General features: G+C 33.8%; 17 protein-coding genes and 2 tRNA genes. 1 reads left to right on the forward strand and 18 read right to left on the reverse strand.

Features of this window, described 5'->3' with window-relative positions:
• Positions 1–72: 72 nt before the first annotated feature.
• The 6 genes from BQ5209_RS10130 to BQ5209_RS10155 form a co-directional block, all read right to left on the reverse strand.
• Positions 73–309: a hypothetical protein gene (locus BQ5209_RS10130; protein WP_085248676.1), complete on the reverse strand. Its 237-nt coding sequence runs from the start codon at positions 307–309 to the stop codon at positions 73–75.
• Between the two features lie 11 nt (positions 310–320).
• Positions 321–563: a transposase gene (locus tag BQ5209_RS10135; RefSeq protein WP_085248678.1), complete on the reverse strand. Its 243-nt coding sequence runs from the start codon at positions 561–563 to the stop codon at positions 321–323.
• A gap of 106 nt (positions 564–669) precedes the next feature.
• The gene (locus BQ5209_RS10730; RefSeq protein ID WP_167370345.1) at positions 670–825 is read right to left on the reverse strand and encodes a hypothetical protein; all 156 of its coding nucleotides are present in this window, start codon (positions 823–825) and stop codon (positions 670–672) included.
• A 186-nt stretch (positions 826–1,011) separates the two neighbouring features.
• Positions 1,012–1,641, reverse strand: a complete 630-nt coding sequence (locus tag BQ5209_RS10140; RefSeq protein ID WP_085248680.1) for a peroxiredoxin family protein — start codon at positions 1,639–1,641, stop codon at positions 1,012–1,014.
• Positions 1,628–2,215 carry a DNA alkylation repair protein gene (locus BQ5209_RS10145; protein ID WP_085248682.1) on the reverse strand — a complete coding sequence of 196 codons (588 nt, stop codon included), beginning with the start codon at positions 2,213–2,215 and terminating at the stop codon, positions 1,628–1,630. The genes BQ5209_RS10140 and BQ5209_RS10145 overlap by 14 nt, the downstream gene beginning before the upstream one ends.
• Positions 2,216–2,669: 454 nt before the next feature.
• The gene (locus tag BQ5209_RS10155; RefSeq protein WP_065581812.1) at positions 2,670–3,152 is read right to left on the reverse strand and encodes a MarR family winged helix-turn-helix transcriptional regulator; all 483 of its coding nucleotides are present in this window, start codon (positions 3,150–3,152) and stop codon (positions 2,670–2,672) included.
• 396 nt (positions 3,153–3,548) lie between these two features.
• Here BQ5209_RS10155 and BQ5209_RS10160 point away from each other — a divergent pair, with 396 nt between their 5' ends.
• A complete protein-coding gene (locus tag BQ5209_RS10160; protein ID WP_065586252.1) occupies positions 3,549–3,830 on the forward strand; it encodes a YciI family protein in 282 nt (93 codons plus the stop codon).
• A 145-nt stretch (positions 3,831–3,975) separates the two neighbouring features.
• Here the strand turns inward: BQ5209_RS10160 and BQ5209_RS10165 are convergent, their stop codons facing one another.
• From BQ5209_RS10165 to BQ5209_RS10220, 12 genes are all read right to left on the reverse strand, one after another.
• A complete protein-coding gene (locus BQ5209_RS10165; RefSeq protein ID WP_085248687.1) occupies positions 3,976–4,170 on the reverse strand; it encodes a hypothetical protein in 195 nt (64 codons plus the stop codon).
• A 13-nt stretch (positions 4,171–4,183) separates the two neighbouring features.
• A complete protein-coding gene (locus BQ5209_RS10170; RefSeq protein WP_370737844.1) occupies positions 4,184–4,504 on the reverse strand; it encodes a tyrosine-type recombinase/integrase in 321 nt (106 codons plus the stop codon).
• A 66-nt stretch (positions 4,505–4,570) separates the two neighbouring features.
• Positions 4,571–4,924 carry an Arm DNA-binding domain-containing protein gene (locus tag BQ5209_RS10175; RefSeq protein WP_085248691.1) on the reverse strand — a complete coding sequence of 118 codons (354 nt, stop codon included), beginning with the start codon at positions 4,922–4,924 and terminating at the stop codon, positions 4,571–4,573.
• A gap of 219 nt (positions 4,925–5,143) precedes the next feature.
• Positions 5,144–5,219: transfer RNA gene (locus tag BQ5209_RS10180), tRNA-Gly, on the reverse strand.
• Positions 5,220–5,231: 12 nt separating this feature from the next.
• Positions 5,232–5,319, reverse strand: a tRNA-Leu gene (locus BQ5209_RS10185).
• 236 nt (positions 5,320–5,555) lie between these two features.
• Positions 5,556–6,110, reverse strand: a complete 555-nt coding sequence (pgsA, locus tag BQ5209_RS10190; protein ID WP_085248692.1) for a CDP-diacylglycerol--glycerol-3-phosphate 3-phosphatidyltransferase — start codon at positions 6,108–6,110, stop codon at positions 5,556–5,558.
• Between the two features lie 107 nt (positions 6,111–6,217).
• Positions 6,218–8,053, reverse strand: a complete 1,836-nt coding sequence (gene uvrC / locus BQ5209_RS10195; RefSeq protein ID WP_085248694.1) for an excinuclease ABC subunit UvrC — start codon at positions 8,051–8,053, stop codon at positions 6,218–6,220.
• A 1-nt stretch (position 8,054) separates the two neighbouring features.
• Positions 8,055–8,732: an arginine ABC transporter permease ArtM gene (gene artM, locus BQ5209_RS10200; protein ID WP_085248696.1), complete on the reverse strand. Its 678-nt coding sequence runs from the start codon at positions 8,730–8,732 to the stop codon at positions 8,055–8,057.
• A gap of 12 nt (positions 8,733–8,744) precedes the next feature.
• Positions 8,745–9,473 carry an arginine ABC transporter permease ArtQ gene (artQ, locus tag BQ5209_RS10205; RefSeq protein WP_085248698.1) on the reverse strand — a complete coding sequence of 243 codons (729 nt, stop codon included), beginning with the start codon at positions 9,471–9,473 and terminating at the stop codon, positions 8,745–8,747.
• Between the two features lie 145 nt (positions 9,474–9,618).
• The gene (locus BQ5209_RS10210; RefSeq protein WP_085248700.1) at positions 9,619–10,353 is read right to left on the reverse strand and encodes a transporter substrate-binding domain-containing protein; all 735 of its coding nucleotides are present in this window, start codon (positions 10,351–10,353) and stop codon (positions 9,619–9,621) included.
• A gap of 23 nt (positions 10,354–10,376) precedes the next feature.
• Positions 10,377–11,105 (reverse strand): arginine ABC transporter ATP-binding protein ArtP, encoded by a 729-nt coding sequence (gene artP / locus BQ5209_RS10215; protein ID WP_085248702.1) that lies wholly within the window; start codon positions 11,103–11,105, stop codon positions 10,377–10,379.
• A 163-nt stretch (positions 11,106–11,268) separates the two neighbouring features.
• Positions 11,269–11,916, reverse strand: a complete 648-nt coding sequence (locus BQ5209_RS10220; RefSeq protein WP_085248704.1) for an ElyC/SanA/YdcF family protein — start codon at positions 11,914–11,916, stop codon at positions 11,269–11,271.
• Position 11,917: the final 1 nt, after the last annotated feature.

The raw sequence follows: 11,917 nt of genomic DNA on the forward strand, positions 1-11,917 counted from the left end.
GGGCGCAATATTGCGATGAGCAGTGTCTGTTTTATACTTGAATTTACGTGCTGCTTTACTCCGTAATCCTAATTATTGCAAAACACGGCTAATTGTCCTTTCTGAAACTTGATAGCACGCTTCCCTAGCATCATGAAGCAGGCTTGGCGCACCCAAACGGGCCTTATGTTGCCAATACTGCTTTTTAATATACTCGCTGAGTTTGGCTGATTTGTTTCCTCTTTTTAACCAAGCATAATAACCCGATGAACTGACACCAAGTAATGAGCATATCTTAGTAACGGGATAGCAGGTTAAATGCTTTTTCATATAAGCGTACTTCACCGACTTGGATTGTTGATGAAGTACACATGCGCCTTTTTTAGTATATCATTGGCCATTTTCAGTTCTTTAATCTCTTTTTCTAACGCCATAATCCGCTGTTGCTCAGCCGTTAACTCTCGACGGCTGGTTTTATTCGGGGAAAGTTGCCTAATCCATTTATCTAGGGTTGATTTACCCACACCTAGATGGTTGGCAAGTTCGTTGATAGAAAGGTGTGCATGAGATAACGCATAATCCACTGATTGTTGTTTAAATTAGATACTAAATTTTTTGACCATGATATTTATCTCCTATGATTTTTGTTTATATCATAGAGGCAACTTTTGTCCACTTTTTTGGCGAGGATCAATTATCTACTCGTATTTTGAGTGGATAATTATGATATTCAGCCAGTTTATCCAGATAACGGGTGATCCTGCCAGCCGGCAAACTGACCGCAATATCAATGCCTAGCACCTCACGATTAAAGTCATCGATGACATTGAAGTGTGGATAATTCAACAGTAGATTCCTCCCACAATTGAACGTAGTTTATTCGACTTGCCTACGATAGTTATTGCTAGTTAGGTAGTTTCTGTGAAATAAATAGTGCTGCTAAATTTCCTGCAATTCCATTACCAATTATGATTAGTTTATTCTTTTTTATATAAGCCCTTTAGACTCTATATAAATTAATCCAAATGATTTTTAAAGTTTAATATCACATACATCAGCTCTTTCCATATAATTTGTGGAAACTGAAGAAAATATAATTTTTTTATTTTTATCAATAAGATAAGTTGCAGGAATAGGCAGTTTATACGTCTTATCATTATTAAATAATTCTAAATCTGCTCCCATGTTTTTATAGATATCACGAACATTTTCTTGCAGCGTAAAAACAAGCCCATATTTATCAGCAATTTCGTTCCCTTTATCAGAAAGTATTCTAAATTCGAGGTTATTTCGTACCGTTACATCGTGATTAAAATGAATAGTTTGAGGAGAAATCGCAATAACCGTTGCACTATCAATAAGATTGTTATTTATAGCTTCTTGGTAATGTGCTAATTCAGCCATACAAAACGGACACCAATTACCACGAAAAAAGCTAAGTATAACTGGATTATGTTGCAATGTATCGTAGAGCGAAATAGGTAGACCCTCAGCATCTGGCAACGTAAAATCAGGAGCTATATCACCGACTTTAAGAGCGTGGTTTTCTAAATTTAGCTCTATAAGTTCATGAAGTGATTGTCCGAACGCATTTAAAATATCAACTGGCACAGTTTGCGCCATTTCTTTTTGTATTAGCTCAAGTTTTTCATTTAATTTCATGATTATTTTCCTTTAGAGGTTTATTTATTGTGCGTATAGCTTTTTTAACAATACGCTGTGTAAATGCTGAATCACTTTCTGATAACCATTGTGAATAGAGGTCTGATACCCAACTTGGTCGAGTTTTACTTGCATCATTTAACCAATTAGCAACTGAATCTTGGACATATTTTTCAGGTTCGTTTTTTAATGGTTCAAGTAAAGAAAGAGCCATTTCAGGTTGTGTTTTTAACTCACTAATATGCTTAGACCAACCCCCTCTAGGACTTAAACATTCAACAGCAAACCACCTAACGTAGGGATTTGGGTTTATTACCCAAGTAGAAAGTAATTGAATAGAAACAATTAAATCAGAAGATAATTTTTCTCGAACGGCCATCCAAACCCATTTGCAAACTCTAAAGTGGATATCTTTAGCGTAAGATTGAATCTGGATAAGTAATTCTTGTAGCGATAGTGGAGGTTTCTTTTGGGTAAGAACCACTCTAAATAAATGCTCTTGATCTATTTGTAAGCATTCATTGAGATTAGTCGTGGCACCAAGCCCGTTATTCAATATGTCAATACGATTCATTATTCGTAACACCCTGGTAATATGATATTGTTGGGGTAGATGATTTTTTAATCTGTTCAGTTAACTTTCCATGTATCGTATCACTCATAAAATACTGACTCATAAAGACCGAATGAAGTCGATATGGAGTAAAACCGAAGGTTCTTCCCATTGTCAGCAATTCATAATAACAATCAATAATCTGATCTACATGTAATACTATTAAAAGCCGATTATTCGGCATAATTATTAAGTACGGAGAGAAATAAGGTAGTTTTCGTTCATTTTTAATAAGCCCTTTGAGAACATATTCTCGACTTATCAACCAAATAGCTTCAAAAAACGCATCATACGTGGAAGCAAATTTTATTGTTATCTTATCTTTAAGAAAAGATGATTTGTTAAGATGCGTAACAATTCTAAGATTCTTTGTTTCCTGAAGCATATCAGTAATCTCTAAATTCATAAATTATAATTAATCATCTTTAAGCTGAGACATTTTATTTAAAATACAAACGAGCGTTTTAATTTCAGAATCTGTTAAATTTTTTGTAATGTTAGCAATCCAAAGACTATGTTCCTTGAAGATTCGATGTATCAAATCTTGGCCTTTTTTAGTCAGAGTAATATCAATTTTTCTTCCATCGGTGATGTCTTCAGTTTTATTGACCAATTTTTCTTTAACTAAAGAATGAATGAAAGAGGTTATCGTTGGTTTTGTAACTCCACTCAGAGTAGCAATTTCTTGCGGTGATAGCACCTTATGCTCAAATAGAAGTACGAGCACCATAAAACGCCCCTCAGATAACTGATAATCACTTAGTCGTTTAGCACATTCTTTGTCTATTCTCATTCCAGTAGAAAGTATACTAAAACAAGCTTCTACCGATAATATATTGGCTGCTTTATGTTTTTTAATAATACGAGCTAATGATATATATTTTTTTTCCAACTTCACGATTATGACCTCCTTTTAATATAGTTAGATGTCTAACTAAACTGTCAAAAAAATAGTTAGATATCTAACTATATCTGGATTATAAAAAAAACATATTCCTTGTCAAGAAATATTAAAAAATAATTTCACTTAAGTATAAAGCTCATCAACAAAACAAATTAATACAGATTGTAACTATCCCCTAAAATAGTACAGCAAAAAAGTAGAAAATTCTCTATGATAAAAGAAAAGGGGATTTAATTATGAAAAAAATGACTGAACATCAAATCGTAGCTATTTTAAAAGAAGCTGAAGCTGGTATTCCTGTCAAGGAGCACTGTCGTAAATTCTGGTGATTTTTTTGAGATACGAAACCTACTACGTTAAATTTAGTTTTTATTATACAAGGAGAATAAAGTGATAATTGCAGCCCTAAAGTTTAAAAAACCGATGCCTGAAATTCTTGCAAAACTGGACGAACATAATGTGTTTTTAGATAATTATTTCGCTCAAAATAAATTTTTGGCATCTGGACTTTTAGAGAGTAAAACAAGCGGTATAATTTTAGTAATGAGTGATTCGATTGAAGAAGCAAAAGATATTATGAAAAATGATCCTTTTTATATTTATGACCTCGTAGATTTTGACTACACGTTGTTTAATGCAACGAAATTATCGCCGAGTCTATCTTCAAAATAAATCGACTTTCTTAATTTAAAAGTATTCTTTGTTTACTCGAGATTTTTAACATACCTAAAGTCCTAAGTAAATAAATTGAATAATCGATCAGTTTTATCAATTGAAATAAAAAGGTGCTTTAAAAGCACCTCTGATTGCGGTACTGTCAAGTTAACTCATCATTGACGGCTTGTCTTGATAGCGGAATGACATAATCTGGAATAACGTGCCCGGCGTTGACTAAACGCTTAGATTGTTTAATTTCCCCTGCGGGGATCGTCCATACCTGATTATCTAAATCAAATTGTTCTGGTTTTGAAAACCTTAACTCACCTGGTCTAACCCCAGTTAATAACAACAACTTGAGTGCCAGTTTAGTTTGTATATCCCCCCGGATAACGAGATAACGCTATTAAAAACCGAGGAATATCCTGCATCTCCAAGTGAGAGTTATTTTTTGGGGCTGGTTTAGGGAGAGCTAAAAAACCAATATCCGTGGTTGGATTGGTTTTGATTAACCCATCGAGCATGGCATGTCGGAAAATATCAATTAGCCAACATCGCAGCTTCTCAGCAATCGACAATGCACCACGTTCTACTTTACGTAACACTTGCTGAATATCTCTCAGGGTGATTTTCTCAATAGGAATAATGCCCAGTGTCGGTAATATATCTTTTTTTAAATAACGTTCAATTTAAGTTTTAGTCGAATTACGACGTTTAGGGTCATCAATGCCCAACTTTTTAAATTTTAGGGCTTTTCATCTTGGGATAAACATTCCCAATGTCAATGAAGTGTTATGATGTGCTTCATATCCTTCTTCGTCCAAGATTTCCATTTTAGCTTGAGCAGCACGACGGTGCCCTGGACGGGGATCTGTTCCTTTGGCAATATCAGCGCGGTAATCATCACGCTTCAATCTTGCTTCTTTCAGTGACAGTTCTGGATAGGTGCCTAATGAAATTCTCGGTTGTTTCCCTTGCCAACTGAATCGAAAGTGCCAATATTTACCGCCACAAGGGACGACACAAAGGCTTAAACCTTCATCATCATTGAGGGTATATCTTTTTTGTTTTGGTTTGGCATTACGAACGGCAATTTCAGTTAAAGCCATAATAAAACTCTCCTTTAGAAATCAAACTAAAAGGCAGAATTATTATATAAAATAAGAGGTTCGTTTAAAAGATAAAAGTGTACTAGCTCGAACTCGAAGTGTACTAAATTTGAGCGCCTGTGGGTATATTTGGGTACATCTCAGTATACGAAAAACAACTAAATATTAATTAAAAATCATTAAGTTGTATATTTTAGTACGGCTTTATACATCATGAATTGGAGCGGGAAACGAGGTTCGAACTCGCGACCCCGACCTTGGCAAGGTCGTGCTCTACCAACTGAGCTATTCCCGCATAGGTAAGAAGTGGTGCCCGGGGCGAGACTTGAACTCGCACGGCCAAAAAGGCCGAGGGATTTTAAATCCCTTGTGTCTACCGATTTCACCACCCGGGCTCAAAACTGATTACCAGAAAGTAATTCGTTTCGAATGCAGTGCATTTTACCGATCTTATGATTTCAGTCAATAAAAATTTTAAATTAATTGTTTAATTGTTCAATGTTTGACTAATTAAAGAGTTAAATGGCGTTATTGGTTAATTTGGAAGGGGGATGAGTAATTTTATTTATGCAGAATTTTTGAAGAAAATTACTCATACAAAAACATGTTTAGATAGAAATATTACTAAAAGTTATTCTTCTTCTAATAGATCACTATGCGCTATCCATAAATATTGTAACATTGATAACAGCGTCAAAATTACTGCAAGAAGCAACGCAGCAAGACCTGCGTAAATGACAATATCACATGGACGCCAAAGCAACCATGTTAACGCTGTCATTTGTACTATAGTCTTTATTTTACCAATTGATGAAACGGCAACATTGTTACGCTTACCAATTTCAGACATCCATTCGCGTAAGGCTGATATTATAATTTCGCGCGAAACAATAATAATTGCTGCGATTGAAATCCACCATGCTTGGTAATATTGTGTGATTAAAATCAGCGCTATTGTTACCATTATTTTGTCTGCGACTGGATCTAAAAATGCGCCAAACTTAGTTGTTTGCCCTAAGCGACGAGCAAGATAACCATCTAATACATCAGTCACTGCTGCAATTAAAAAGATCAATGCAGAAAAAAAACCAGACCACTCATGGGGAAACAAATAAAATGCCAGCACAAAAAAAGGAATTAAAATAACTCGAAATAGCGTTAATAATGTTGGAAAATTAATTTTCATGTGACACAAACTCTTATTTTGTTTATTAATCAATGCATTATCAATTAATAAAAAATAGTATTTTCTTAATGGTTATGTTGCCTTAAATATGTTTTTTTTTCAATGTGTTATTGTTGTAAATTTAGATAAATTTTTTCAGCTAACGGCTTGGATATACCTTGTACTTGTGCTATTTCGTCAATACTAGCATTTTTTAACTCTCTCAATCCACCAAAATGTTTGAGCAGTGCTTGACGTCTTTTGGCGCCAATGCCTTCTATATGCTCTAAGGCACTATCGGTAAGCTGTTTGGTTCCTTTTTTACGTTGTCCAACAATGGCATGATCGTGTGATGCATTTCTAATTTGTTGAATAAGTAATAGTGCAGGGGAATGATCATCAAGATAATATCCTGTCCCGTGAGCTTCAAAAAATAGTGTTTCTAATCCTTCTTTACGCTCAGCACCTTTAGCAACTCCAATTAAAATAGGGTGATTTTTGTCCCAATTTACATCTAATTGTTGAAATACTTTTAGTGCTTGGTTAAGTTGTCCTTTACCACCATCGATAAAAATAATATCAGGCACTTTTTCATTAGGCAGATCTTTTTTACTGTAACGGCGCATCAATACTTGTTCCATTGCTGCATAATCATCACCGGGTGTAATACCGGTAATATTGTAGCGCCGAAATTCAGACTTAACTGGACCTTTATCATCAAACACAACACAAGATGCAATGGTGTTTTTACCCATAAAATGGCTGATATCAAAACATTCCATTCGATTAATTTTGTCAATCCCCAAAAAGGCTTTCAATGCATGGTAACGTTGTTTGATTGTTGAGTTTGCTAGCAGTTTATTTTTGACTTCAGTTTGAGCATTAACAGTAGCAATATTAAGTAACTTAAGATTATCGCCTTTAGGTTCATCAACCAATTTAACTTGATGTTCAGCAATGACAGATAGTGTTTCTTCCATTGGTTGTTTATCAGACAACGAAAAATTAAGTAAAATCTTTTTAGGGATATTTCTATTTTGATTGCCTTGCAGATAAAATTGTCCTAAGAAGGTTTCAATAACTTCTTCTAGTTCGGTATTTGATGGCACTTTAGGAAAATAAGATCGATGCCCAAAAGTTTGGCCATTTCGAATAAATAAGACATATATACAAGCCAAGCCTGACTCATAATGGAAACCAATGACATCAAGATTATCATTATTATTATATATAGCTTGCTTTTCATTAATATGTTTTATTGCTTGTAGTTGATCGCGCAAAACCGCAGCCTTTTCAAAATTGAGCTCGCTACTGGCTTTTTGCATATCTTCGGTTATTTCTTGTAGTATTTGATCTGATTGTCCCGATAAAAATAATCTAACATAATTAACTTGTTCTAGGTAGTCTGCATCACTGACTAATCCAGAAACACAAGGACCCAAGCAACGTTTGATTTGATATTGCAGGCAAGGGCGAGTTCGATTTCGATACGTTGTATTTAAACACTGCCTTATCGGAAATGTTTTTTGCAACAGAGCTAATATCTGTTTAACTGCATAACCACTAGGGTAGGGACCAAAAAATTCATCTTTTTTACGATTAATTGCTCCACGGTAAAGAGATAGTTGAGGATGCCTCTCTTTGCTTAACTTTATAAACGGGTAGCTTTTATCGTCCTTCAAAAGAACATTATATCGTGGCTGATGCTTTTTGATGTATGTCTGCTCAAGTAGCAGGGCCTCAGTTTCAGTATTGGTAATTGTAAATTCAACACGATGGATATGGCTAACAAGCATATCTGTTTTTAGTGTTTTTTTACTGCTATTAAAATAGCTTTTTAAGCGATTATTGAGATCTTTGGCTTTGCCCACATAAATAATCGTCTCTTTATCATTAAACATCTGATAAATTCCCGGTTTATGTGGGACTGTTTTTAAAAAAGATACTGAATCAAATTGGCTCATATTAGTTGTCGAATGTGAGGGATTTTTTCTCTATAACTCTCATAATGGTGCTCAGTAAGCCATTTATCAAGAGGTATATTAGCCCTGCAACCACAAAAATAGAAAAATCATAGTAATCACCATTTAATTGATTGCTATATCCCATTATGTCCATTACTTGGATCATTGATACTAATGCAGTACCTTTAACTACAAAAACGACTTCATTTGAATAAGTTGAAAGAGCTCGTTTTAATGCATATGGCATGACAACTTTTAATGTTTGTTTTTTATTCATACCAAGTGCTTCACAAGCTTGCCATTGTCCTTTAGGTATGGATTTTAGTGCACCATAAAAAATTTGTGTAGTGTAAGCTGCACTATTGAAAGTTAAGGCTAAGTATGCACAAAACCAGGAGGATGAAATAAGTTCATAAAGGGCAGGCATTTTACTTAACGTATCACTAAATTGCGAAGGTCCGTAATAAATTAAAAATAGTTGCACAAGCAGTGGTGATCCTGTAAATATAATAATATAAGTACGAATAACTTTAGTTAATACAGTTGAATTTAATGATAATAAACATGTTAAAACAACTGCTAGTAAACCTGCCGATAGAATTCCCAAAATACCTAAGCTTAAAGTATTAGGTAGACCTTGTAGTATGATTTTAAGGTAATAAATAAAATTATCAGACATAATACGACCTTATTAACTTTTTACTGATGTTGGTTGTTCAAAATAAGTTGAACGTTTTTCTATTCGGGATATTATTTTTTGGCTTATAATTGAAATGATTAGATAAATAATCATTGCAATCACATACCATAAAAAAGGTTGGTTGGTCCGAGCAATAATCGTTTTAGTTTGCATCATTAAGTCATTAATTGCAATTGTCGAAACTAATGCTGTATCTTTTAACAAAATTAACCACTGATTACTTAATCCAGGTAAAGCATGACGCCACATTTGTGGCATGATAATGCGAAACAATGTACGAGATTTACTTAGTCCAAGTACTTGAGCCGCCTGTTTTTGTCCATTTGGAATTGACTTAAATGCACCACGAAGCGTTTGTGATGCATAGACTGCATATAATAGTGAAAGTGCAGCAACACCACATAAAAATGGGTTAATATTAAAATCTTGAATATCTAGTTGTATTGTCAATGAGGTAAAGTAAAGATTAACTGTAAAACCATCATTTAATAATATGAGTAATAAGGGTAATCCGTTATAAATAGCGACGACAATTAATAGTTCAGGTAAAGCACGAATCGTTAAATTAAATAGAGACATTAACCATGCAACAGGTTTGAATGGAGCCGATTCTAATAGTGTAAAAACAAAGGCAAAAAATATGCCTATAATTAGCGATACTAAAGCTAATGATAATGTGATTGATGTAGCTTGCATTAATGGCAAGATATATCCATTCATCAAAGATAGAACCCAATTTGTTCCATTTGTTAGAAAGTCTGACATAAAAAAACCGTTGTTAAATTAACGTTGTTGAATTAAAAAATAAACTCGCCGCAAAATATGCGGCGAGATCATAACGAAGTCGAGTTTTACTATTTTATAATTATTTATTAAACCATTTTTTATAAATAGCGTCTAATTCACCATTTGCTTGTAGCTTATCAATAGCTTGGTTAAATTGATTCAGTAATTGATCATTGCCTTTACGAACAGCAATACCTAAACCCTCACCAAAAAATTCATGATCAGTAATTTTATCACTTAATGGTACAATATCGGTATCTTTACCTAGCCATTCACCAGCGACAATTGAACTTGATACGATTGCATCAATTCGTTTTGCTTTTAGATCTAAAAAAGCAAATTGATAACTATCGTAACTGACTTGTTTAATATCAGGAAATTTCTCATTCAGATATTTTGGATAAGTTGTTCCTTTTTGTATGCCTACAGTTTTACCTTTTAATTGCTCAAGGTCAGTTAATGTATCTTTTAACGTAATGAATTGAATTGAGCTATCGTCATAATAAATTTTTGTAAAATCAACCTGCTTTTTACGTTCTGCTGTAATGTCAATTCCAGCTATAGCAGCATCAATTCGACGAGTTTTTAAACTAGGAATTAAGCCATCAAATGATTGATTGACAACTTTGCAAGAAGCTTTGATTTCATCACAAATTTTATTAATCACATCAATATCGAAACCAATAATTTCATTTTTTTCATTAGTAAATTCAAAAGGCGTATAAGTAGCTTCTGTGCCGATTGTTAAAGTGTCTGCAGCCTGAGCTACAAATGCTGTTCCTACAAGACAAATAGCTAGTAAAGTTTTTTTCATATATCCACCCAATTTTATTTTAATTAATGTGATAAATAAGCTTTAAATTCTTCGGTTTTAGGATGGGCAAAACATTCAAGTTGTCCTTGCTCAATAATTTTACCTTGCTCCATATAAATTACTTGTGAGGCCACTTTTCGTGCAAAATCAACTTCATGGGTAACTATAATTTGTGTAATACCTGTTTGAGAAAGTTCATTAATAATTTCAGCAATTTGCGATGTTATCGCTGGATCTAAAGCTGCTGTTGGTTCATCAAATAATAATATTTGTGGTTCCATCATTAATGCTCTTGCTATAGCCACACGTTGCTGTTGTCCGCCAGAAAGGTGGAGTGGGTAACGCTTCGCCATATCATCAATTTGTAACCTTTTTAAAATTGCCATTGCTTTATCACTAGCATCTTTTTTAGATAACTTTAGCACTTGGCAAGGTGCTTCTATCAAATTTTCTAGCACTGTTAAATGTGGCCATAAATTATAGTTTTGAAATACCATGCCGACATTTTTACGAAGATGCCTAATTGTTGATTCACTAATTTCTTCAGAGAAGTTAAAATGCGTGTTAGCAATAGTCATCTGTCCTGATTTAGGTATTTCAAGTAAATTAAAAACTTTTAATAAAGAGCTTTTTCCTGCTCCACTTTGACCAAGTAATACAATGGTTTCACCAAGTGGATAGCAGAGTGAAACATCATTTAAAGCCCGATGTTTTCCATAAAAACAGTTAATATGGCTTAATTCAATATTCATTGTTAGTTATATGTTTTGAGTGACGCTAAATTTGATTAAATATTACTTTTTTTTGCATAAAAATGCAATCTAATTTATTAGACTAACGTTTTTTTTGCTATTTTTTATACTTAACAACCTAGCTACATAAAATTTTTTGACAAATTTTTATCATTAACGATGCTTACTGGGCATTAGATAAGATGGGAATTACAGGACCAAGATATTTAGGTTGTTTTTTCAGAACATAAAGATCAATAAAAGCACCAACTCGAGCAAACATTTCGCGGATACGAACTAACTTCATACTTTTAGGAGAGGGAACAGCAAAACATTGTGCTTGTATGCCTTGTGCAAGGGCAATAAAAATCGCTCGCTCGCAATGAAACTCTTGAGTGATGATGGTAAAATTATTTGCGTCAAACACTCGATTGGCACGAACCACTGAATCAAATGTTCTAAAGCCTGCATAATCTAAAACAATTGAATCACTAGGAATGCCTGCTTTTATCAAATCTTTTTTCATAGTGATTGGTTCATTGTAACTCAAAAGGGCGTTATCACCACTTAATAATAAATAATCGACTTTGTTTTGCCAATAAAGGTCAATTGCACCATCAATACGATTACGATAAAAATCATTTAAACCACCTCCTCGAACATATTTTGATGTGCCAAGTACAACACCAATGGCCCGATAGGGAAGTTTGTTTTCATCATGATAAATGAATGGAGCCGTTTTATAGCTGATCCAATAATCCAAACCGACAATAGTAGTTATTGAAATCAAGCAGAAACTAGCAATATAAGCAATAAGCTTTTTTAATTTCATG

It is taken from the genome of Gilliamella mensalis (assembly GCF_900103085.1).
Taxonomy (GTDB): Bacteria; Pseudomonadota; Gammaproteobacteria; order Enterobacterales; family Orbaceae; genus Gilliamella; species Gilliamella mensalis.